We start from the raw sequence: 21,772 nt of genomic DNA on the forward strand, positions 1-21,772 counted from the left end.
AGCAGGCCTCACAGCTACAACGACTACCGGTCGCCGGTCGCAAAGGAAAGGTTGGCGGCGTGAACCTTAATCGGTGTCCAAGATTACTTGACCAGTTCAAGCTCGCTCCTACAGAGAGCGATCTACCGTCGTCTTGGCAATCTCCAACAAATGCCACACCGCCAGAATCTTCGCCATGAAAAAGGCCAGCAAGCACAGTGCCTCAGCGTATCCCCGGAACAAACGCCACACTCCCTCCCTCACGCGCCCTGAACAACCGCTCCCCATTATCCGGCTGGGTCGTCACCACCTGATGGTCCACCCCCAGAAACGCCAACGGCGTCGGCTCGTCCTTGGAATACTGCGCGACGATTATCGTGCGTTGCGGATCAAACCCCTGGCCGCTGGTTTTCTCCAGCCAGGCCATGAACGCGGCGCTGTCGCCCTGGCGCGGGAAGTCCTGGCTTTCGCTGACGTAGTAGAAAGGCTTGCCGTGGTTTTGCAGGTACATGGGCAGCTTGTTGTCGACCTCTACCAGCACCAGTTGCCATTGGTTCCAGGGCGCGCGTTTCTCCGCCTGGGCTTGCAGGTCGGCGGCGAAGCGGGTAACGCCGCCGTTGCCGTTGGTCCAGGGGTAGATCACGCCCAGCACCAGCAAGAGCAGGCCCGCGCTGAGGCCAAAGCCTGTTTGCCAACGCGGCCAGCTTGAAGGTTTTTTGCGCAGGCGTTCACTCAGCCACCAGGCACCGAGCAGTTGGGCAAAGGGCACCAGCGGCAACACGTAGTAGCTGCGGCGGCTGCCGCTGGCGGGGGAGAATACAAACAACAGGCCCAGGCCCCACACCAGCCAGCGTACGTTGGGCGGCGCCCTGCGCCAGTTGCGCACGGCCAGCCACAGGCCAAGTAACCAGCAGGGTGCCCAGGGCAGGGTGTAGACCGGCAGGTAAATCAGGGAGGGGTAGATCGGCCCCATATGGTCGAAGGGGTCGAAGAAACGCACCACGTTTTCGCGGAACACCAGTTCCAGGCCGCTCTCGCCGTAAGTGGGGGCGCCGTAGCGGTGGGACAGCACAAAGGGAATCGCATACACCACGCCGGCGATGAGCAGGGCCAGCACCAGGCGCAGGTTGAGGTGGCGTTTGTAGCGGTGTTCGCTGAGCAGGTGTGGCAGCAGTACCAACCCTGGCAGCACCACTCCGATCAAGCCTTTGAACAGCGAGGTGGCGGCCAGCAACAGGAAAAACACCGTGTAGCGCCCCAGCCGCGTGTCATCCGGCCCGCGCCAATACCACCACACCGCTGCCAGCACGCCGCACACGGTGAGTACATCGGCGGTGGCCACGCGGGCCCAGAACAGGAAGTAGAAGGTGGTGGCGAGCATCCACCCGGCGATCAGCCCAGTGCCTTTGCGAAACAGGCGTTCACCGATCAGGTACACCAGCCAGATGCTCAACCACGCGGCAAGCACCGATGACAGGCGCAGCGACCACGGGCCGAGGCCGCCGAGCAGATGGGCAAACCCGGTGATCAGCCAGTAGGAGGGCAGGGGTTTGTCGTAATACGGCGTGCCTTTGAGATACGGGTCGAAATAGTCGCCGCTTTGCAACATCTGCAAGGCGATATTCGCCCAGCGCGTTTCCGGCCCCCACAGGTCGCGGCTGCCCAGGCCCAGCAAGAGCAGCAAGGCCGAGGTGCCCAGCAGTAACACCAGGGCGCCGCGTTCGGTTTTCCAGAAACTCATGGGATGTTCCCTGTGGCAGGCGCTGCATTCAAGGTTGTTGGGGGTAAATCGTCAGCACCAGGTTGCCCTTGCGATAGCGTTTGCCGCCGGGGGGCAACTGCCCTTCTTCGCGGTGTTCGCTGGTGCTCTTGACCTGCATCAGCACGCCGACCGACCCGTGTTGGCGGGCCTCGACCAGCCAGGCCTGGACGCTATCCGGCGTGACCTTGCGCTGTGCCGCGTCTTGGTAGTTCAAGCCGTAGCGCAACTCACCCTGGGTGTTATAAAACGCCACGTCGGGCCGGCGCAGGCGCCAGGTCAAGGCCGATGCCAGGCCCAGGTCATTGCTCAGCAAAGCACGGGTAGGTTGCAGTTCGTCCAGATGTTCCAGCACGAATTGGTCGGGCATCTCGTTGTCTTCGATCAGGGCCGGCATGCCCGCCGGCAGCAGTGCCACCAGCAAACCAATGCCCAGGGCGGGCATCGCCCACAACGTCAGCGGGCGCACCGCTTGCAGCAGGTTGGCGAGGATCCAGCCCAGCAGCACGATAAACGTCAGGGACAGGTTGAACATCTCCGCATGGCTATTGCCATACAGCGGGCGGGTGATTTGCAGGTAGATCAGCGCCACCATGGCCGTCATGCCAAGCACGAAATTGAGCGCGCCGTTGATGACTAGGGTGCGGACCTTGCCTTGCTTGATCAGGTCGATCAAACCGTGGCCCATCAACAACGCCAGGGGCAACAGGCACGGCATGATGTAGGTCGGCAACTTGCCTTTGCTCAGACTGAAAAAGCCCAGGGGTAGCAGCAGCCACAGGGCGAGAAAGGCAATCGCCGGTTGGCGCTTTTCCTGCCAGGTTTTTAGCAGGGTGCCGGGTAGCAAGGCGGCCCACGGCAGGCACGCCACCACCATGATCGGCAAAAAGAACCACAACGGCCGCGCATGCTGTGCGTTGTCGGCGGCAAAGCGGCGGATGTGCTCATGCCAGAAAAAGAAATGCCAGTAATCCGGTTCCCGCAGGTGGATCGCCAGGGCCCATGGCAGGCATACCAGCACGGCAACCAGCACCGCCAGCGGCCCGTAGCGCATCAACTCACCGACGCGACGTTGCCAGACCAGGTAGGGAACGGCGATCAAGACCGGCAATAGCCAGGCCAGGAACCCCTTGGTCATGAATCCCATGGCGCAGGCCACCCCCAACACCGCCCAGGCACACAGGCGTTCGCGTGGCGTGCGGCAGTCCAGGGCAAACCACATCGCCACCAGGCTCAGGTTCACCCACAGGGTGAATTGCGGGTCGAGGTTGGCATACCCGGCTTGCCCGGCCACCAGGCCGAAGCTCATGTAGAGCAGGGCGCAGGCAAAGCTCTTGCGCGGGTCGTTCCACAAACGACGGGCGAGCAGGTAGGCCAGCACCACGCTCAGGCCTGTGCTCAGGACCGAGGCGATGCGCACACCGAACAGGTTTTCACCGAACACCGCCTGGCCGAGGGCGATGAGCCAATAGCCGGCGGCGGGCTTCTCGAAATAACGCACGCCCATGAAGTGCGGCGCCACCCAGTTGCCGCTCATCAGCATTTCCTGGCTGACCTGGGCGTAGCGGGTTTCGTCCGGCGTCCATAAACCGTGAAAGCCCAGGGGCAACAGGAAGAACACGGCAACGCCAAGCAATAGCCAGGACACAGGGTTTATGCGGGGCATACGCACATCGCTCCATAACGTTCAAGCAGGGGCAATGTCGGTATTAATTTAATAGGATGAAGCATCGTAAGGGTCACTAAGTTGTTGTAGGAAAACTTAACTAACAGGCGCGACTAAACATGCCAGAGGGGGGCTGTCGTTTTGCTGAACGTCTCGCGGCTTAATATGTAAACAAGTGTAATTAAAGTTGTTTAAGTGCGGCGGTCCACTCTTCGCTGTTCATGGTGCCCATGGCCTTGAAGGTGCCGTTGGGCAGCATCTTGACGAACAGTGCGCTGCCGTACTCTGCAGCGGCTGCGTGAGGGAAACCCAGGCTGGTCTGGAAGTCGCTCATGCAGGCGCTGTGGGTGATCAGCATCAGGTTGCGCCCCGGCTGTTTGTGGCTGAGGATTTCGTCGCCCATGGCGTCGCCGCAGATGGCCAGCGGGCCGGGGGACAGCTCGGTCTTGCCGAACATGAACAGTGACGTCTGGGCGGTTCGCGTGGTGGGGCTGCTGAGCACGTCGGTCAGGGCCATGCCCAATGAATCAAAGGCTTTGCCCAGTTCGACGGCGCGTTCAGTACCGTTGATGGTCAGGCCATCGGCGGGGCCGAAGCAGGGGTTGGCCGAGCGGTCACAGCGCTCTTCATGGCGCACCAGCACTACCAGCTCACCCTCGCGCCAACTGGCGAGCACCCCGGAGGTCACCAGGCGATTGCCCACGCCCAGGTCCAGGGGCGAGCTGGGCCAGAATAAAAAGCCCGCCAACAACAAGGCGGTAACGCTGATGCCAAGCAGGTGCAGGCGGTATTTTCTCAGGCATTTTAACCTTGACCTTTTGGGTTGCGGGTTGGCCAGGATCATGTCTGCCACGCGGTTCATCCTCGGCACTGTTTATTGTGTTTATAAAAAGGTTGCACGACGGGGCAGTTGCCCTTAGTGAGGCAGGAGACTGTCACAGCACTGCTGTCTTTTTGCTGAACACTTGCATGTTAAGAGTGTCACTTGGATTAACTAATAAGTTGTGAATTACCACGAGTTGGCGGGCACTTTAAAGTTCGGTGGATGGGCAGACGGTGAAATCCATGTGAAAAATTTGCGTGGGCAGGAGCGTCAGCCGTTATTCTCATTGCGGGTCCTTCAGATGAGCGTTCTTATGTTGCAGGTGCAAGGTGTTGTTAAAAACTACGCGACCCCGCAAGGCCCGCTGACCGTCCTGGCCGGCGTCGACCTGTACCTGGGTGCGCGCAGCAGCCTGGCGCTGATGGGCGAATCGGGCAGTGGCAAAAGCACCTTGCTGCACCTGGTGGCCGGGTTGGACCGAGTGGACGCCGGCAGCATCCGCATCGGCGAGCAGCGCCTGGACCAACTCAACGAAGGGCAACTGGCCCATTGGCGCCGCACGCAAATCGGCCTGGTCTTCCAGCAGTTCAACCTCATCGGCAGCTTGCGCGTGGAAGACAACCTGGCGTTCCAGGCGCGGCTGGCGGGGCGTTTCGACCCGCACTGGCAAGCGCAATTGGTGGAACGCCTGGGGCTGGGCGACTTGCTGCGGCGTTACCCCGAGCAACTCTCCGGTGGCCAGCAGCAACGGGTTGCCGTCGGGCGGGCGCTGGCCTCGCGACCGGGTTTGTTGCTGGCCGATGAACCCACCGGCAACCTCGACGAAGCCACCAGCGATGAAGTGCTGCAACTGCTGTTGGACCTGCTGCGGGACAGCCCCACCAGCCTGCTGATGGTCACCCACAGCCCGCGCCTCGCCGCACGGCTTGACCGGCAGGTGGTGCTGCACCGTGGGCGTGTCGTGCCGATGGGCGCGCGCTGAAATGGCGCTGTTTTACTGGACGCTACGCGCTTTGCTGAGCCACTGGCGGCGCCATCCGGTGCAATTTTTCAGCGTGCTCACCGGCCTGTGGCTGGCCACCGCGCTACTGACCGGCGTGCAGGCCCTCAACAGCCAGGCGCGGGACAGCTACGCCCGCGCCAGCCAATTGATCGGTGGCGAACCTCAAGCCAGCCTGATTGCGCCGGACGCCGCCAGTTTCCCCCAAGCACTGTTTGCCGAGCTGCGTCGCGCCGGCTGGCCGGTATCCCCGGTGGTGCAGGGGCGGGTGGTGCTCCAGGGGCGTGAGCAACAGCGTCTGCAATTGATGGGCATCGACCCGGTGTCGTTGCCCGGCAGCGGCAGCGTGGCGGGGCAACGCTTGAGCCAGGCGCAGATGCTGGCGTTTTTCGAGCCGCCGGGGCGTACCTGGGTCGCTGCGCAAACGTTAGAGGCGCTGGGCTTGCAGGCGGGTGAGCAGCCACTGACTTCTACTGGGCAACGCCTGCCACCGTTGCAGGTACAGGCCGATATGGCGCCCGGCCTACTGCTGACCGATATCGGTTTTGCCCAACCCCTGCTCAACATGCCCGGGCGCCTATCGCGCTTACTGTTGGACAACACCTTCGCCGCCCGCCACCCCACGCCACCCGCCGCGTTGCAACTCAAGCAGGGCGAGGACAGCAACCTGTCACGCCTCACCGAAAGCTTTCACCTGAACTTGGATGCGGTGGGTTTTTTATCCTTTGTGGTGGGGCTGTTTATCGTGCATGCGGCCATCGGCCTGGCCCTGGAACAGCGCCGTGGCCTGCTGCGAACCTTGCGCGCCTGTGGGGTCAGCGCACGCATGCTGATCCTGAGCCTGGGCCTCGAATTGGGCGCTTTGGCGGTGTTGAGCGGTGTGCTCGGTATCGCCAGCGGCTACCTGCTGGCCAGCCTGTTGCTGCCGGATGTCGCCGCCAGTTTGCGTGGCCTGTACGGCGCCGAAGTCGCTGGCCAATTGAACTTGAGCCCCTGGTGGTGGCTGGCCGGCCTGGGCGTGAGCCTGCTCGGCGCGTTGCTCGCCGGGGCCAGCAGCCTGTGGCGCGCAGCGCGTTTGCCGTTACTGGCGCTGGCCAACGCCCAGGCCTGGCATCAAGCCCATGAGCGCTGGCTGCGGCGCCAGGGATGGGTAGCGTCCGCGGCCCTGGCGATCGCGCTGTTGGCGCTGTGGCTGGGCGATAGCCTGGCCGCCGGGTTTGTGCTGATGGCGGCCTTGCTGTTGGGCGCGGCGTTGGCGTTACCGGTGCTGCTCAACGGGTTATTGAAAGCGGTGCTGGGGCGCAGCCGCTCGGTGCTGGGCCAGTGGTTCCTGGCCGATTGTCGCCAACAGCTGCCGGCCTTGAGCCTGGCGCTGATGGCGTTGCTGTTGGCCCTGGCGGCGAATATCGGCGCCGGCTCCATGACCTCGGGCTTTCGCCAAACCTTCACCCACTGGCTGGAGCAACGCCTCACCGCCGAGCTGTACCTCAACCCGCAAAATCCACAGCAGGCTGAGCAACTGAAAACGTGGTTGACCCGCCAACCCCTGGTGCAGGCTGTATTGCCCGCCTGGCAGGTGTCAGTACAACTGCAAGGCTGGCCGGCAGAAGTGTTCGGCGTGGTCGACGACCCCACTTATCGTCAACACTGGCCGCTGCTGCAGGCGGTGGACGCGCCCTGGGACCGTTTGCTGCAAGACGACAGCCTGATGCTCAGCGAACAACTGGCGCGACGCCTGAAGGCGCAACTGGGCGATACGGTTTCCATCCCCACCCCGCAGGGCATCTGGGCGCCGAAGATCGTCGGCATCTATGCCGACTACGGCAACCCCAAGGGCCATCTGCTGGTCAACGCCCGGCACCTGTTGGTGCATTGGCCGACGCTCTCACCGGCACGCTTCAACCTGCGGGTGGCGCCCGCCGACGTGCCGCCGCTGATCCGTGAAGTGCAGCGTGAGTTCGCCCTGGAAGACAGCCGCATCGTCGACCAACAGCAACTCAAGGGCTGGTCCAGCCAGGTCTTCGAACGCACTTTCGCCGCCACCGCCGCGTTGAACAGCCTGACCCTTGGCGTCGCCGGCGTGGCGTTGTTCATCAGCCTGCTGACCCAGAGCCAAAGCCGCCTCGGCCAGCTCGCGCCGTTGTGGGCACTGGGCGTGACGCGCCGACAATTGATGCTGCTCAACCTCGGCCAGACCTGGCTGCTGGCGGTACTCACGTTGATCCTGGCGTTGCCGCTGGGGCTGTTGCTGGCGTGGTGCCTGGATGCGGTGATCAACGTGCAGGCCTTCGGCTGGCGCCTGCCGCTGCAGGTATTCCCCGGGCAGCTTGCGCAATTGCTGGGGCTGGCGATGCTTGCCACCTTGCTCGCGTCGGCCTGGCCCCTCTGGCAGTTGTACCGCAGCCGCCCGGCGGATTTGTTGAGGACGTTCGCCCATGAAGATTAAGGCATTGGCGTGCATCGCCTGGTTACTGCTGAGCGGGTGCGACCAGGCGCCCGCACCCGAGGACAGTTTCGCCGGGCTGGGTAGCGATGCGGCGGACTTTGCCCAGGTGGTGCCCGGCAAAGTCTTCAGCTTCCCTGAGGACCATGGGCCCCATGACGGCTTTCGTATCGAATGGTGGTACGTCACTGCCAACCTCAAGGATGCCCAGGGCAATGTCTTCGGCGTGCAATGGACGCTGTTTCGCAACGCGTTGAAGGCCGGCCCTGTTGAACCGGGCTGGCGCGATTCAACCGTGTGGCTCGGCCACGCCGCCGTCACCTCGGCCACCCGCCACTACGCCGCCGAACGCTTGGCCCGGGGTGGCGTGGGGCAAGCCGGGGCCCAGGCGCTGCCGTTCAACGCCTGGATCGACGACTGGACCTTCGCCAGCCGCCCCGGCGCCGCCAGCCCCTTGGCCGACATGCAACTCAAGGCCAGCGGCGCGCAATTTGCCTACGACCTGCACCTGACCTCCAACCGCCCGCTGGTGCTACAAGGCGACCATGGCTACAGCCGCAAATCCGACCAGGGCCAGGCGTCGTACTACTACAGCCAGCCGTTTTTCACTGCCAACGGCAGCGTCAGCCTCGACGGCCACACCTACCAGGTCAGCGGCCCAGCCTGGCTCGACCGCGAGTGGAGCAGCCAACCCCTGGCCGCCAGCCAGACCGGCTGGGACTGGTTCTCCCTGCACTTGGACCGCGGCGCGCAGCTGATGCTGTTTCGCGTGCGGCAGAAAGACAGCGACGGTTACCTCACCGGCACCTGGATCGACGCCCAGGGCCACACCGAGACCTTGCACAACAGCGACATCCAACTCACACCGCTGACCACCACGGCCATCGACGGGCGCAACATTCCCACACGCTGGTCGCTGAAAATTCCCGGCAAACAGCTGGACATCACCACCGAAGCCGTCAACCCGAAGGCGTGGATGGACCTGGGTATTCCGTACTGGGAAGGGCCGGTGCGGTTTGAGGGTGGGGTGGGGTATTTGGAGATGACGGGGTATTAGGGGCGCTTTCTGTAGGCGTTCATCTTTTGCTGTGTAGGCAACTTCCCAAACGTACTTTTTGACCCCCGCCTGCTTGTGTCCGGGCTGTAGGCGCTTGCTTATATTTCGATGCCATCTTCATGGCATTCGAGATGTAAGGCATGGCGCAGGCATACCTCAACGACCGCACCACGGACTACCTCAGTTTGAAATCCCGGCTGATGGGTGGGGCGTTGAGTCTGCAGCGTTCTGATCATTTCAATGTATTGAATAGGCACCTGCGCCATGGGCTGGTGACGCCAGGGCAGTTGGTGATTATCCCGGATAACTACAGCATTACTTGCAGTGCAGAGGAAGCCTGGTTGATGCGTTATGCCGAAGAGATTCGCCGGGGACTGGCACTGGATACATCGGCTGGAGCAGCAGCGATCAATGACTACGACCTGCTGCAGAGCCTGTTGGGATATGGCTCGATAGGAGTGGGCAGTGCGACATCGGCGTGGGGGCGACATCTGGATGAGGGGGTGCTCACGCTCGAGTCGATTGAACAGTTACATCATCGGTTGAAGGGTGGCGGCTTGGATTGGGTTGAGTTTGTTCGCCAGCGGCAGATTCTGTTCGGCAACTTGAACATGCAACTGCAAGGTGCAGCGCGGTTTGGGACGGGGCTGCGAGGAAATCAGTCATTGAAAAAGGTGCTTGGGGTTTCGACCAAGAGCTATCTGCATAAAGGAGAGATAGCGGGGTATGCGCAGCGGATCGGGGCAATTGCGCAGGCGTCGAAATGGCTGGGGAAGGGGACTTATGTGGGGCTGGCTCTGGATGTCGGCGTGGCGAGTTTGGAAATCAAGGAGGCGTGCGTGGAGGGAAGGGAGGCGCAGTGTCGGCGGGCGAAGTATGTGGAGACGGGTAGGTTGGTAGGTGGAGTATTAGGGGCTGCTGTTTTGGGCAAGCGTGGCGCAACTATTGCCCGCAGTGCATGCCGAATTGCATTGGGTGTTTCACTGAAAGGCAACGGTGAACTGGCTTGTGGAATTATCGGAGGGGCTGCGGGCGGGGCTGCGGGAGGCGCTTTTTTTGGTGAGCTTGGTGGGTTTTTGGGGGGAAGAATATTGGAAGTCGACGGCGATCTGATATTCCAACCCGAGGGAACATAACGATGTCCCTTTTTCTTGTATATAGCATTGTGATGTTCGCTTGGGTGTTTGTCGTCTTCGTACTGATAGTGTTTGCTGAATACGCAAAGCTGGATGAACTGGAAAGTTACTTCAGTGAGAACGAGAAGGTTCTTAGGCATAAGCGTTTCAGGGAAGGATATGATCCGATCGATAGATATCATCGCATGAGCCTGATGATCGACATCCTGTCAGGGCCGAAAGCTTTTCTGAAGGCAGGCCTTGTGACCGAAGCCGAGCTGGCGTCTGTCCCCTTGACGCTTAAGCGCTGGGCCTTGTGGCCGTATCGCCTCGCGGATGTTTGTTTCATCGAGATGATTGTGTGGGAGGTTTGGCGCAGATGGTGTGATATCCCAATTCCATAAAAGGAGGCAGAAAAAACACTGTACATGCATACAGCTTTGTCCTACAGTCCATCCCAGGTGACCGGATGTCACCGGTTACCTGAGCTTCAATTTTTTAACTATGGATGGATAAAAAATGAAATCGAAAAAAGCCTTCATTCTGGGCGCGGCCATGGCGGCCTCTTGCTTCGTTTCGGCCTTTGCCCTGGCCGAGCAAACCCCGGCAAAACTCAGCGCACAGGCGGTCAAGCAGGCCGTGGACAAAGCGTTGAAACCTGGCGGTACGCTGGAAAAGGCCAGCGTTTCGGGCGAACTCAAGCAAAAGCTCAATGCCGCCAAGGCCGGGCAGTCCAACGTCGTCAAAAAAAGCAAGGCGGCCGTCGGTAATGCGGCGATTGACTCCCCGGTTGGCCAGCTGGAAAAACCTGACTCGGCGCACATGAAACAAGCCGCAGTTGCAGCCTTCACGCCGTTGTTTCCCACCCTGGATATCAACACCCTTTATACCCTCACCGGTGTGGAGACCGGCGCGCAAATCGCTTACCACTTCAACCTGCCGAAAAACGCGCGAATTCAGGTACAGCTGCTGAACCAGAGTGCCGGGACGGATATGTCGTTGACGCTGTTCCATGACGACGGCCAAGGCAACCTGACGCCGTTGGGCACCTCGGATAACCCCGGCAGTGCCGATGAATACCTCAACGGCGTGTTGCCGGCCGGTGACTACTACTGGTTCATGGTGGCCAATGCCGCGAGCAACTCGCAGTTCAGTTTCGGTGTGGCAGTGGACAGCAATGTGGATGCCTACGAGCCCAACGACACTGAGCAAACCGCGTTCGCGCTGCCGGATGCCTTGAACCAGGTGACCGGTAACCTCGACAGCGTCAATGACGTGGATTACTTCTCCTTCGTCTCGTTGCGTGGCCAAGGTGTGGGCATGTTCCTGGGCGATGACGGTGCGGGCACGCGTAACCAGTGGATCTTCGAACGGTTCGATGGCACCCAGTGGGTGGAAGTCCCGCAGGGCTCTACCTCCACCTATCCCAACCTGACGCCGGGCTACACAGTCAAGGTGCGTGTACGGGCCAACCCGGCGGTGGCATTGAACCCTCAGGCTCAATACAAGCTGACCCTCGGCTCGGCGCCACGCCTGAACCAGCACAATGTGAACGGCGATAACGTGGTGCGCATCCCCAGCTCGATCTTCCAACTGGCCACCCAGGCGGCCCGCAATCTGAGCTGGAGCACCCAGTGGTCAGACAGCACTGGCGAGCCCCTGCGCGGCGTCACCCCTGTACTGCGTGTCGACAAGCATTTTGGCGGCACTTACAACTGGGTCGACTATGAGGCCAAGACCGGCATCACCGGTGCAGCCTCGGGGAATGTCGCGCTGGGCACCTGCTCTGGGGACTACAAAGTGCGGTACCCGGACAGTGGCTCGGGCCAGACCTACAACTGGGAAACCTGGTTCAACGAGGGCGGCTGGCGCATCGAGCTCAGGGAGTTCCCTGGTGTGGGCGTGGGTGGCAATACCGTCCAATACGTCAGCCTCGGCCACATCTGCAGCCAGACCATCGTGCGCTGATTGATCTATGTGTGTGAAGCGGGGGGCAGTCCAGTTGGACTGCCCCTTTTTTTTACTGTGGGTTCCCAATGCAAAGTGCCAAACAGATAGTCCATCAACGGCAGCACGATGTTGAAGTTACGCCCCTGCATCAGCTCACGACGGTGATGCAAGGCGTGCAGGCGGTGCATCTGGCGAATCCACGGCAGGCGCGCCAACGGGTGTTCGGCAGGCAGATGTTCGCAGGCGTGGAACACTTCGTAGAGCAGGTAACCGAGGATCATGCATCCGGCAAACAACCCGGCAACGTTGGGGCTCAGTTGGCTGAGCAGCCACCAGGCGGGAAGGGTGATGGCCAGGCTGTGCAGTACGATCAGCCAGGCCGGAAATAGGATGACGCGCCAGTCCCGGGGGCTGTCGTAGGTCATGTGATCGGGGGTGAAGAAACTGTGGTGGTCGCCAGTGTGGCGTGCGTAGAACAGCCGGGCGAACGCATGTTTGTGATGGCCCAGGTGGCGGTGCACGAGGTAAATGCACAGGTTGAAGAACAGCAGGGTCAGGGGCACGGTCAGCCACTGCAGGGCAGTGATATCGGTGGTTGACGACCAGGCCAGCGTGATGCAGGCGATGCCGTAACCGAGGACGAACGCGGCATGCAGCCAGGGGTTGTAATGCGGGTTAACGTTTGCGCGGTAACGGTCGCGGAAAGACTCGGTTGGGTGGGACATGGCCGGCTGCTCGCTGTGTTTTTATTTGAGGCTGAGCTTAGTTGGCTTAGGCGGATGTGCGAGTTTTTACTGGCAACCCTTGCCCCCTGTAGGAGCGAGCTTGCTCGCGAAAAATGTCAACGATAACGCGGGCTTCTGAATAAACGCGGCGCCTGTGAGTTTTTCGCGAGCAAGCTCGCTCCTACAACAGGAGGGCAAGCCAGCTCCCACATTTCGACCACGGCCGACCAGTGGAGGCTTGCACAGGTCTGAATTACTTGTTAGTTTCTGGCAAAATGTTAACGATAACATTTGCTCTAAAAATAAAAACAAAACAGAGACCCACGCCATGAAAATTCTCTCCAAAACCCTGTGTTTACTGGCTGCCAGCATTACCCTGGGCAGCGCGAGCCCTGCGTTTGCCGACGCCGCCAAGCCCATCCGCATCGGCGCCTCGTTCCAGGAAATCAACAACCCCTATTTCGTCACCATGAAAAATGCCCTGGAAGAAGCCGGCGCGACCATCGGTGCCAAGCTGATCATCACCGACGCCCGCCACGACGTGTCCAAGCAGGTCAGTGATGTCGAAGACATGCTGCAAAAGGGCATCGACATCCTGCTGATCAACCCCACTGACTCCGTCGGCGTGCAATCGGCCGTCAAGTCGGCCCATGCTGCGGGTGTCGTAGTGGTGGCGGTGGATGCCCAGGCAGATGGCCCGTTGGATTCGTTCGTGGGCTCGAAGAACTTCGACGCCGGTTTCCAGGCCTGTGAGTACCTGGCTAAAACCATCGGTGACAAAGGCAATATCGCTATCCTTGACGGCATCGCGGTGGTGCCGATCCTCGAGCGTGTGCGCGGCTGTAAAGAGGCGGTGGCCAAGCACCCGGACATCAAGATTGTCAGCATCCAGAACGGCAAGCAGGAGCGTGACCAGGCCCTGACCGTCACCGAAAACATGTTGCAGGCCCAACCCACCCTCAAGGGTATTTTCAGCGTGAATGACAATGGCTCCCTCGGCGCGCTGTCGGCCATCGAAGCCAGCGGCATGGACGTAAAGTTGGTCAGTGTCGACGGTGCACCGGAAGCGATCAAGGCGATCCAGAAACCCGGCAGCCATTTCATCGCCACCTCGGCCCAATACCCCCGCGACCAGATCCGCCTCGCCCTGGGCATTGCCCTGGCCAAGAAGTGGGGCGCCCAAGTACCGGCCAGCGTGCCGGTGGACATCACCCTGATCGACCAGGCCAAGGCCAAGGACTTCAGCTGGTAAACCCCCAGGCCCCGCGCAATGCGTGGGGCCCAGGTCTTCCTTCTGAGTGCGAGGTCGGCGGTATGAGCAGTCTTCTGAAGCTGGAAAATATCTGTAAGCGTTACCCGGGGGTGCAGGCCCTCAAGGCCATCAACCTGCAAGTGGAGCGCGGCGAAATCCACGCCTTGCTCGGCGAAAATGGCGCGGGCAAGTCCACCCTGATGAAGATTCTGGGCGGGGTCGAGCATCAGGACGAAGGGCAGATCCTTATCGACGGGCAGGCCCGAAAATTTGCGACCTATCGGGATGCAATTGCCGCCGGGATAGGCATTGTGTTCCAGGAATTTAGCCTGATTCCCTACCTCACGGCGGTAGAAAATATCTTCCTGGGCCATGAGCTGAGCAACCGCTTCGGCCTGTTGCGCAAGCGCGAAATGGCCGAGGCCGCGCAGGCGCTGTTCGAGCGCCTCGGGGTCAGTATTGACCTGCACTGCGCGGTCAAGCACCTGAGCGTGGCCGAGCAGCAGTTTGTCGAAATCGCCAAGGCCCTGGCCCTGGACGCACGCTTGCTGGTGCTCGATGAGCCGACCGCGACGCTGACCCCCAGTGAGGCCGAGTTGCTGTTTGACATCATGCGCGAACTCAAGCGCCAGGGTGTGGCGGTGATTTTTATCTCGCATCACCTGGAAGAGATTTTCCAGGTCTGCGACCGCATCAGCGTGCTGCGCGACGGCGGCAATGCAGGCGTCACCGAGGTGGCCGACAGCGACATCGACCGCCTGGTCGAGATGATGGTCGGCCGTCGCCTGGAGTGCAGTTTTCCGCCTAAACCCACTACCGCACGCGGCCCGTTGCTGCTGGAGGTCAAGGATATCCAGCTGGTGCGCAACGGCCCCCACAACCGTTTCAATTTGCACAAAGGCGAGATCCTGGGCTTCGCCGGCCTGGTGGGCTCGGGCCGCACCGAGCTGGCCCTGGGCATGATGGGCGCGCTGCCCACGGTGAGCAAAGACGTGTGGCTGCGCGGGGAAAAAGTCAGCCTCGATGACCCGGCCCAAGCCCTGGCCCACGGCATCGGCCTGCTCCCCGAAAGCCGCAAGAGCGAAGGGCTGATCACCGCTTTCAGCATTCGCGAAAATATCTCGCTGAACAATTTGCCCAAGTATCAGAACGCCTCGGGCCTGATCGACAAGGCCCGCGAGTGCGCCAGCGTCGAAGCGCTGATGCGCCAGCTGTCGATCAAGGCGCCCAGTGGCGAAAGCCTTGTGGTGAACCTCAGCGGCGGCAACCAGCAAAAAGTTGTGATCGCCCGCTGGATCAACCACCACTGCGACGTGCTGGTGTTCGACGAACCCACACGCGGCATCGATGTGGGTGCCAAGGCGCAGATCTACGCGTTGATGCGCAGCCTCACCGAACAGGGCTACGCGATCATCATGATTTCCTCCGAGCTGCCCGAAGTCATCGGCATGTGCGACCGCGTCGCCGTGTTCCACAAGGGCGCCATCGTCAAGGTACTGGAGGCGTCCGCCGTCAATCCTCAAGAGGTCATGCGCCATGCAACAGGGGGCTCAAGTGAATACGTCCATTAACACCGCTGGCACCGGCCGGTTGCGCCTGAACGTGGCGCGGCTGCTGCGTTCGCCGGCGTTTTATCCCTTTGTCGGGCTGGTGGTGGTGACCCTGGTGATGATCCTCGCCAGTGACACTTTCCTCACCGCCAGCAACCTCTCCAACATCGCCCGCCAGGTGTCGATCAACGCAATCATCGCGGTGGGCATGACCTGCGTGATTCTCACCGGTGGCATCGACTTGTCGGTGGGGCCGGTGATGGCGTTGTCAGGCACCTTGACCGCCGGGCTGATGGTCGCCGGGTTGCCGCCGGGCCTGGCGATTGGCGTCGGGCTGCTGGTGGGCGTGGCCTTCGGCATCGGCAACGGGCTGTTCGTGGCGTACCTACACATGCCGCCGATCATCGTCACCCTGGCGACCATGGGCATCGCGCGCGGGTTCGGGCTGATGTACACCGACGGCTACCCGATTTCGGGGTTGCCAGAGTGGTTCGCGTTCTTCGGTCGCGCCAGTGTGTTTGGCCTGCAGGTGCCGATCCTGATCATGCTGATCACCTACCTGGCAGCTTATGTACTGCTGCAACACACGCGTATCGGCCGCTACATCTATGCCATCGGCGGCAATGAAGAAGCGGTGCGCTTGTCCGGGGTCCGTGCGGCGCGTTTCAAGCTGCTGGTGTACGGCATCAGCGGCTTCACCGCCGCGATTGCCGGGCTGGTGCTCACCTCGCGCTTGATGAGCGGCCAGCCGAATGCCGGCGTGTCGTTCGAACTCGATGCAATAGCCGCCGTGGTACTGGGTGGCGCGTCGATTGCCGGCGGCCGCGGAGTGATCATCGGCACCTTGCTCGGCGCCATGCTGCTGGGCGTGTTGAACAACGGTTTGAACATGCTTGGCGTGTCGCCCTACGTCCAGAGCGTGATCAAGGGCGGGATCATCTTGCTGGCGATTTTCATCAGCCGTCAGCGCCATCGTTAATACCTCACCACACAGGACCGAACACATGGACAAGCACACTCACATGCAAGCCGTCGTCTGCCACGGCCCGAAAGACTACCGCCTGGAGCGCATCGGCAAACCCCAGGCGCGTGCCAATGAGCTGGTGATCCGTATTGCTGCCTGCGGCATCTGCGCCAGTGACTGCAAGTGCCACTCGGGCGCGGCGATGTTCTGGGGCGGCGACAACCCCTGGGTCAAGGCGCCAGTGGTACCGGGCCACGAATTTTTCGGCTACGTGGTCGAGGCCGGCGAGGGCGCCGAGGAGCACTTTGAGGTCAAGGTCGGTGACAAGGTCATCGCTGAACAGATCGTGCCGTGTGGCAAGTGCCGCTTCTGCAAATCGGGCAAATACTGGATGTGCGAAGTGCACAACATTTTCGGCTTCCAGCGCGAAGTGGCCGAAGGCGGCATGGCCCAGTACATGCGCATTCCCAAGACCGCCATCGTGCACAAGATCCCCGAGTCGGTGTCCCTGGAAGACTCGGCGCTGGTGGAGCCGATGGCCTGCTCGATCCATACCGTCAACCGTGGCGATATCCAGCTCGACGACGTGGTGGTGATTGCCGGCGCGGGCACCCTGGGTTTGTGCATGGTCCAGGTCGCCGCGCTGAAGACCCCGAAAAAGCTGGTGGTGATCGACATGGTCGACGAGCGCCTGGAACTGGCGAAAAAGTTCGGCGCCGATGTGGTGATCAACCCCGGCCGTGACAACGCTCGCGAGATCATCAACGGCCTCACGGAAAATTACGGCTGCGACGTCTATATCGAAACCACCGGCGTACCGGCCGGCGTCACCCAGGGCCTGGACCTGATCCGCAAGCTCGGGCGCTTTGTCGAGTTCAGCGTGTTTGGCGCCGAGACCAGCGTGGACTGGTCGATCATCGGCGACCGCAAGGAACTCGACGTGCGCGGCGCGCACCTGGGCCCGTATTGCTACCCGATCGCCATTGACCTGTTCGAGCGTGGCCTGGTCACCTCCCAAGGCATCGTCACCCATGATTTCCCGCTGGACGACTGGGCCGAGGCTTTTGAACTGGCCAATTCGACCAAGTCGATCAAGGTGCTGTTGAAGCCGGTGCTCTGAGATGGACTACGTCATCGGTGTAGACATTGGCACCCAGAGCACCAAGGCGCTGCTGGTGGATGCCCAGGGCACGATCATCGCCCAGCACAGCCACGGCTACCGGGTGGACACCCCGAAAGTGCGCTGGGCCGAGCAGTGGCCGCAGGTGTGGCTGGATGCCGTCCAAACCTGCGTGGCCCAGTGCATGGCCAAGGCCGGGGTGCCGGCGCCGCAGGTCAAGGCGCTGTGCATCAGCAGTTTGTACGGTGGTTCGGGCATTGCCGTGGATGCGCAGATGACGCCGCTGCACCCGTGCCTGATCTGGATGGACCGCCGCGCCGGCGAGCAGGTGGCCTGGGTGCGCGAGCACGTGGACTTGGAGCGCTTGTTCGCCATCACCGGTAACTCGGTGGACAGCTACTACGGCTTCACCAAGATGCTCTGGCTCAAGCAGCACCAGCCCCAGGTGTGGGCGAATACCCGTTACCTGTTGCCGCCCAACAGCTATATCAATTGGTGCCTGACCGGCGAGTTGGCGGTGGACCACAGCAGCGCCGGGAATATCGGTGGTGTCTACGATGTGGCGGCGCGCAACTGGTCAGGCGAGATGCTGGATGCGCTGGGTATCGCGCAGTCGATGATGCCCGAGCGGTTGGTGTATTCCGGCGAGGTGGTGGGTGGTTTGCGCGCAGACTGGGCCGCCCGCCTGGGCTTGCAGGCGGGCACGCCAATCCTCGCTGGGGGCGTGGACGCGGCCATGGCGACTTTGGCGGCGGGTGTCACTCAGCCAGGCAATCATGTGGCGATGATCGGCACCAGCATGTGCTGGGGCTATCTGAACCAGCAGGTAGATGCACGTCACGGTTTGGTGAGCATGCCCCACGTATACAACGGCCACCGGGACCTGTACATCTTCGGCGGTGCGATCACCGCCGGGGCCTCGGTCAGCTGGTTTCGCGAGCAGTTCTGCCAGGCCGAAGAACAGCAGGCCCAGGCCACGGGGCAAGACAGCCTGGCACTGTTGGAGCAGAGCGCGATGAAGATTCCGGCAGGCAGCGAAGGCGTGGTGTTTTTGCCTTACCTGATGGGCGAGCGCAGCCCGGTATGGGATGACCACGCCAGCGGCAGTTTTGTCGGGCTCAACCTGTACCACAGTCGCGTTCACCTGTACCGCGCGGTGCTGGAGGGTGTGAGTTTTGCCCTGCGCCACAATATCGAAGCGGGTACTCAAGGCGCGCACTCCCTGGACCCGCGCCTGATTGTGGTAGGCGGAGCGAGCCATTCGGACCTGTGGATGCAGATCATCGCCGACGTCACACGCTACCCGGTGTACACCATCGTGCAGGAGGTAGAAGCAGCCCTGGGCGCGGCGTTGTTGGCGGCACATACGGTGGGGCTGGTGAGTGATGGGCAGATGGACACCGGCTGGGTGCAGTTGCAATTGCGGGCGCAGCCCAAGCGGGAGAATGTCATGACCTATGACCGGGCATTTGCCGAATACCTGAAGCTGTACCCGGCCCTGAAACCCATCATGCACAACCTGCAAGCCACCTGATTCAACACGGTCCAGAAATGTGGGAGCTGGCTTGCCTGCGATAGCGGTGTATCAGCACCCGATAAGGAGACTGACACTCCGCTATCGCAGACAAGCCAGCTCCCACAGTGGATCTTCATTGGTTTTGAGATCTTTATTTATGATCACCACCTTCGACTTCTCTCACCAGCGCATCCTCGTCACCGGTGCCAGCAGCGGCATCGGTCGCGAAATTGCCCAGCAACTGATCGCCAGCGGCGCTGAAGTCTTCGCCCTTGGTCGCGATGCCCAGGCGTTGGCGGCATTGGGTTGCCATACCTTGTGCGTGGATATCGCTGACAGCATCGCCCTCGACAAAACCCTGCAAGATTTGCCGCCCCTGCACGGCTTGGTCAACTGCGCCGGTATCTCACGCCTGGAGCCCGCCGCTGCCATCAGCGCCAACGCTTTCGACCAGGTGATGAGCGTCAACGCCCGCGCCGCTGCGCAAGTGGCCAGCCGGGTCGCGGCGAAGATGATCGAGGCGAACATTGCCGGCAGCATCGTCAACGTCTCCAGCCAGGCGTCGTTGGTGGCGCTGGACGATCACCTGAGCTACTGCGCCTCCAAGGCGGCACTGGACGCGATCACCCGCGTGCAATGCGCCGAGTGGGGCCGTTTTGGCATACGTGTCAACAGCGTCAACCCCACCGTGACTTTGACGCCGATGGCAGCCATGGCCTGGTCCGACCCGGCCAAGCGCGACCCGGCGCTGGCTGCGATTCCGTTGGGGCGTTTTGCGCAACCGGCGGACGTCGCGCTGCCGGTGCTGTTCCTGCTCAGTGACGCGGCAAACATGATCAGTGGCGTCAGCCTGCCGGTAGACGGCGGCTACACCAGCCGTTAGCCGTTTTCCAACTGCCCGGCGATGACCACTTTGTCCCGTGGCTTGTGCGGGTCTTGCAGGCGGTCAAGTAGCAGGCGCACCGCACTGCTGCCGGCCAGGGATGCATCATGGGCTACGCAGGCGATGGGCACGCCAAAGATATCGGCGAAGGGCAGGCGGTCGATGCCGCAGATGGTCAGGCTGTCATGGGCAATATTGTGCATGCGCAACGCGCGCAGGGCGCCCAGGGTGATCAACTGGTTGAAACCCATGATCGCGTCCGGCGCCGAGTGTGCGGTCAGGTAGTCGAGGGTATGCAGATAAGCCGGCATCAGCGTGTAGTCGCCCGCCTGCACCTCGACCTGAATGTCGGGGTGCTCAGCCAGCACTTCGCGCAGGCCTTTGAGGCGCTCCACGCTGATGCGCGAGTGCTCGGGGCCGGTCAGCACCAACAGGCGCTTGAGGTTCGGCGTCTGGCGTAACAGGTAGTGCGCGGCTTGGAGGCCGCTGTGGTAGTTGTCGAGCACCACACGGCTGAACGGGCTGTCGTGGATCGTGCGATCGAGCAGCACCACCGGGGTCTTGCCGTTGCCCAGGCGTTCGAGGTAGTCGGGCTGGTAGCTGGGCTCGTCGGAGACCGGCGACAGGATGATCCCGGCCACGCGGTAGCCCAGCAGGGTATCCACCGCCTTGCTTTCGAGTTCTTCCAGCTCATCGGTGTCCACCAGCATGATGGTGTAGCCGTGCTTTTTCGCCTCGCGGGAGATGGCCTTGATCATCTCGCTGTAGAACGGGTTGTCTACCGAAGCGGTGATGACCCCGATGATCAGGCTTTCACTGCGCTTGAGCCCGCGCGCGAAGGCGTTGGGCACGTAGTCCAGCTCGCGTGCCACTTCAAGAATGCGCGCCAGGGTGGCGGGTTTGACCAGGTCGGGTTTGCTCAAGGCCCGGGACACCGTAATGGTGGTCATACCGACCCGTTTGGCAATGTCGCTGATGGTGACGGACTTTTTCTTGTTCATCGGTAAGGCTGCGAGGGGAAACACCAGCAGGCTAGCATGTGCGCAGGCGTAGAGTGATTCAAATCAGCGGGTCCCAGCGTTGCGACCAGTCGCCTTCGGCCTTCACCACCGCGCGTAGCAGTTCCAGGGCTTGCTGCAACACCGCCGAATCCCGCGCCCGCGAATACACCAGGTAGGTCGGAAAGCTGAATTCCGGCGCCTTGGGCACGCGCTGCATCACGCCGCTGTCCAGGTAGCTTTGCCCCACCCGTGTGCGGAAGTAGCCGGCACCGCCGTTTTCCAGGATGTACTGCAACGCCAGCGGCCCCAGGTTGAAACTCAGCGCGGCACGCGCGCGGTCGGGCAGGGCGGCATCATGCTGCTGGCGAAAACCCTGGCCCCAGTCGATATATACGTAAGGCGAGGGTTTGCTCGCCAATTGCACCAGGATCAGTTTTTCTTCCAGCACCTGCTCCACCTGCAAGCCCGGCCAGTATTGCGGCTGGAACACCAAGGCGGCGTCGAGCACACCCAGCTCCAGTTGGCGCAGCAGGTACTCGCCCTCACGCACCTCGGTGCGCAGTGCATGGCCCGGGATGTGTTCGCGTAACGCTTTGGCCCAACCGAGCATCAGCGGGTTGCACAGGCTGACCTCACCGCCGATATGCAGCACATTGCGATAGCCATCGGGCAACGGCAGGTCCCGCCGCGCCGCTTCCCAGGTTTGCAGCAGCTGGTTGGCGTACACCACAAAGGCCTCGCCATCGGCGGTCAGGCGCGCACCGGCGCGGTTGCGGATAAACAGCGTGCTGCCCAGCTGGCTTTCCAGATTTTTCACCCGTGCGGTGATGGCGGTCTGGGTAACGTGCAGTTTCTCGGCCGCCGCCGCCAGGCTGCCGCAGCGGGTGATTTCGAGGAAGGTGCGTGCCAGTTCGATGTCCATGGATGTCAGCCGCCGAGGAAAGTGGCGGTTATTGTAGAGTCATCGGC

At 61.8% G+C, this 21,772-nt stretch carries 18 protein-coding genes; 12 read left to right on the forward strand and 6 right to left on the reverse strand.

All coding sequences use genetic code 11. The features are described from left to right. Nucleotides 1-202 precede the first annotated feature (202 nt). From CER19_RS20650 to CER19_RS20660, 3 genes are all read right to left on the reverse strand, one after another. Nucleotides 203-1,720, reverse strand: a complete 1,518-nt coding sequence (locus tag CER19_RS20650) for a glycosyltransferase family 39 protein (RefSeq protein ID WP_116667782.1) — start codon at nucleotides 1,718-1,720, stop codon at nucleotides 203-205. 28 nt (nucleotides 1,721-1,748) lie between these two features. Continuing rightward, entirely contained in the window at nucleotides 1,749-3,404 is a 1,656-nt protein-coding gene (arnT, locus tag CER19_RS20655) for a lipid IV(A) 4-amino-4-deoxy-L-arabinosyltransferase (RefSeq protein ID WP_116667783.1), read from the reverse strand. A gap of 181 nt (nucleotides 3,405-3,585) precedes the next feature. After that, nucleotides 3,586-4,266, reverse strand: coding sequence for a histidine phosphatase family protein (locus CER19_RS20660; protein ID WP_116667784.1), 681 nt, complete (start codon nucleotides 4,264-4,266; stop codon nucleotides 3,586-3,588). Between the two features lie 274 nt (nucleotides 4,267-4,540). Between CER19_RS20660 and CER19_RS20665 the strand changes: the two genes are divergently transcribed. The 6 genes from CER19_RS20665 (at nucleotide 4,541) to CER19_RS20690 (ending at nucleotide 11,810) form a co-directional block, all read left to right on the forward strand. Further along, nucleotides 4,541-5,209 (forward strand): ABC transporter ATP-binding protein, encoded by a 669-nt coding sequence (locus CER19_RS20665; RefSeq protein WP_116667785.1) that lies wholly within the window; start codon nucleotides 4,541-4,543, stop codon nucleotides 5,207-5,209. A 1-nt stretch (nucleotide 5,210) separates the two neighbouring features. Further along, nucleotides 5,211-7,673 carry an FtsX-like permease family protein gene (locus tag CER19_RS20670; RefSeq protein ID WP_116667786.1) on the forward strand — a complete coding sequence of 821 codons (2,463 nt, stop codon included), beginning with the start codon at nucleotides 5,211-5,213 and terminating at the stop codon, nucleotides 7,671-7,673. After that, complete coding sequence (locus tag CER19_RS20675) at nucleotides 7,663-8,727, forward strand: lipocalin-like domain-containing protein (protein ID WP_116667787.1); 1,065 nt, start codon at nucleotides 7,663-7,665, stop codon at nucleotides 8,725-8,727. The genes CER19_RS20670 and CER19_RS20675 overlap by 11 nt, the downstream gene beginning before the upstream one ends. A gap of 140 nt (nucleotides 8,728-8,867) precedes the next feature. Further along, the gene (locus tag CER19_RS20680) at nucleotides 8,868-9,863 is read left to right on the forward strand and encodes a hypothetical protein (protein WP_116667788.1); all 996 of its coding nucleotides are present in this window, start codon (nucleotides 8,868-8,870) and stop codon (nucleotides 9,861-9,863) included. A gap of 2 nt (nucleotides 9,864-9,865) precedes the next feature. After that, complete coding sequence (locus CER19_RS20685; RefSeq protein ID WP_116667789.1) at nucleotides 9,866-10,246, forward strand: hypothetical protein; 381 nt, start codon at nucleotides 9,866-9,868, stop codon at nucleotides 10,244-10,246. 115 nt (nucleotides 10,247-10,361) lie between these two features. Continuing rightward, the gene (locus CER19_RS20690; protein ID WP_116667790.1) at nucleotides 10,362-11,810 is read left to right on the forward strand and encodes a hypothetical protein; all 1,449 of its coding nucleotides are present in this window, start codon (nucleotides 10,362-10,364) and stop codon (nucleotides 11,808-11,810) included. A 5-nt stretch (nucleotides 11,811-11,815) separates the two neighbouring features. Here the strand turns inward: CER19_RS20690 and CER19_RS20695 are convergent, their stop codons facing one another. Beyond that, nucleotides 11,816-12,517 (reverse strand): sterol desaturase family protein, encoded by a 702-nt coding sequence (locus tag CER19_RS20695; protein ID WP_116667791.1) that lies wholly within the window; start codon nucleotides 12,515-12,517, stop codon nucleotides 11,816-11,818. Nucleotides 12,518-12,845: 328 nt separating this feature from the next. Here CER19_RS20695 and CER19_RS20700 point away from each other — a divergent pair, with 328 nt between their 5' ends. From CER19_RS20700 to CER19_RS20725, 6 genes are all read left to right on the forward strand, one after another. Further along, complete coding sequence (locus CER19_RS20700; RefSeq protein ID WP_116667792.1) at nucleotides 12,846-13,769, forward strand: substrate-binding domain-containing protein; 924 nt, start codon at nucleotides 12,846-12,848, stop codon at nucleotides 13,767-13,769. Between the two features lie 62 nt (nucleotides 13,770-13,831). Continuing rightward, complete coding sequence (locus CER19_RS20705) at nucleotides 13,832-15,340, forward strand: sugar ABC transporter ATP-binding protein (protein WP_116667793.1); 1,509 nt, start codon at nucleotides 13,832-13,834, stop codon at nucleotides 15,338-15,340. Further along, nucleotides 15,306-16,298 carry an ABC transporter permease gene (locus CER19_RS20710; RefSeq protein WP_116667815.1) on the forward strand — a complete coding sequence of 331 codons (993 nt, stop codon included), beginning with the start codon at nucleotides 15,306-15,308 and terminating at the stop codon, nucleotides 16,296-16,298. The genes CER19_RS20705 and CER19_RS20710 overlap by 35 nt, the downstream gene beginning before the upstream one ends. 25 nt (nucleotides 16,299-16,323) lie before the next feature. After that, complete coding sequence (locus CER19_RS20715; protein ID WP_116667794.1) at nucleotides 16,324-17,403, forward strand: alcohol dehydrogenase catalytic domain-containing protein; 1,080 nt, start codon at nucleotides 16,324-16,326, stop codon at nucleotides 17,401-17,403. Between the two features lies 1 nt (nucleotide 17,404). Further along, complete coding sequence (locus CER19_RS20720) at nucleotides 17,405-18,937, forward strand: FGGY-family carbohydrate kinase (protein ID WP_116667795.1); 1,533 nt, start codon at nucleotides 17,405-17,407, stop codon at nucleotides 18,935-18,937. A gap of 139 nt (nucleotides 18,938-19,076) precedes the next feature. Next, on the forward strand, nucleotides 19,077-19,802 hold the full coding sequence (locus CER19_RS20725) for an SDR family oxidoreductase (RefSeq protein WP_116667796.1): 726 nt from the start codon (nucleotides 19,077-19,079) through the stop codon (nucleotides 19,800-19,802). Here CER19_RS20725 and CER19_RS20730 read toward each other — a convergent pair. Both CER19_RS20730 and CER19_RS20735 read right to left on the reverse strand, forming a co-directional pair. After that, a complete protein-coding gene (locus tag CER19_RS20730; protein ID WP_116667797.1) occupies nucleotides 19,799-20,803 on the reverse strand; it encodes a LacI family DNA-binding transcriptional regulator in 1,005 nt (334 codons plus the stop codon). The genes CER19_RS20725 and CER19_RS20730 overlap by 4 nt on opposite strands. A 58-nt stretch (nucleotides 20,804-20,861) precedes the next feature. Continuing rightward, a complete protein-coding gene (locus CER19_RS20735; protein ID WP_116667798.1) occupies nucleotides 20,862-21,725 on the reverse strand; it encodes a LysR family transcriptional regulator in 864 nt (287 codons plus the stop codon). Between the last annotated feature and the right edge of the window lie 47 nt (nucleotides 21,726-21,772).

This window comes from Pseudomonas sp. GL93, assembly GCF_003408955.1.
GTDB lineage: Bacteria > Pseudomonadota > Gammaproteobacteria > Pseudomonadales > Pseudomonadaceae > Aquipseudomonas > Aquipseudomonas paracarnis.

Excerpts from the sequence above, each read along its gene's own strand:
- CER19_RS20735 (WP_116667798.1), bottom strand. The coding sequence starts at position 21,725 with ATGGACATCGAACTGGCACGCACCTTCCTCGAAATCACCCGCTGCGGC.
- arnT (WP_116667783.1), bottom strand. The coding sequence starts at position 3,404 with ATGCCCCGCATAAACCCTGTGTCCTGGCTATTGCTTGGCGTTGCCGTG.
- CER19_RS20695 (WP_116667791.1), bottom strand. The coding sequence starts at position 12,517 with ATGTCCCACCCAACCGAGTCTTTCCGCGACCGTTACCGCGCAAACGTT.
- CER19_RS20725 (WP_116667796.1), top strand. The coding sequence starts at position 19,077 with ATGATCACCACCTTCGACTTCTCTCACCAGCGCATCCTCGTCACCGGT.
- CER19_RS20650 (WP_116667782.1), bottom strand. The coding sequence starts at position 1,720 with ATGAGTTTCTGGAAAACCGAACGCGGCGCCCTGGTGTTACTGCTGGGC.
- CER19_RS20680 (WP_116667788.1), top strand. The coding sequence starts at position 8,868 with ATGGCGCAGGCATACCTCAACGACCGCACCACGGACTACCTCAGTTTG.
- CER19_RS20705 (WP_116667793.1), top strand. The coding sequence starts at position 13,832 with ATGAGCAGTCTTCTGAAGCTGGAAAATATCTGTAAGCGTTACCCGGGG.
- CER19_RS20710 (WP_116667815.1), top strand. The coding sequence starts at position 15,306 with ATGCAACAGGGGGCTCAAGTGAATACGTCCATTAACACCGCTGGCACC.
- CER19_RS20730 (WP_116667797.1), bottom strand. The coding sequence starts at position 20,803 with ATGAACAAGAAAAAGTCCGTCACCATCAGCGACATTGCCAAACGGGTC.
- CER19_RS20670 (WP_116667786.1), top strand. The coding sequence starts at position 5,211 with ATGGCGCTGTTTTACTGGACGCTACGCGCTTTGCTGAGCCACTGGCGG.
- CER19_RS20675 (WP_116667787.1), top strand. The coding sequence starts at position 7,663 with ATGAAGATTAAGGCATTGGCGTGCATCGCCTGGTTACTGCTGAGCGGG.
- CER19_RS20685 (WP_116667789.1), top strand. The coding sequence starts at position 9,866 with ATGTCCCTTTTTCTTGTATATAGCATTGTGATGTTCGCTTGGGTGTTT.
- CER19_RS20660 (WP_116667784.1), bottom strand. The coding sequence starts at position 4,266 with ATGAACCGCGTGGCAGACATGATCCTGGCCAACCCGCAACCCAAAAGG.
- CER19_RS20720 (WP_116667795.1), top strand. The coding sequence starts at position 17,405 with ATGGACTACGTCATCGGTGTAGACATTGGCACCCAGAGCACCAAGGCG.
- CER19_RS20690 (WP_116667790.1), top strand. The coding sequence starts at position 10,362 with ATGAAATCGAAAAAAGCCTTCATTCTGGGCGCGGCCATGGCGGCCTCT.
- CER19_RS20715 (WP_116667794.1), top strand. The coding sequence starts at position 16,324 with ATGGACAAGCACACTCACATGCAAGCCGTCGTCTGCCACGGCCCGAAA.
- CER19_RS20700 (WP_116667792.1), top strand. The coding sequence starts at position 12,846 with ATGAAAATTCTCTCCAAAACCCTGTGTTTACTGGCTGCCAGCATTACC.
- CER19_RS20665 (WP_116667785.1), top strand. The coding sequence starts at position 4,541 with ATGTTGCAGGTGCAAGGTGTTGTTAAAAACTACGCGACCCCGCAAGGC.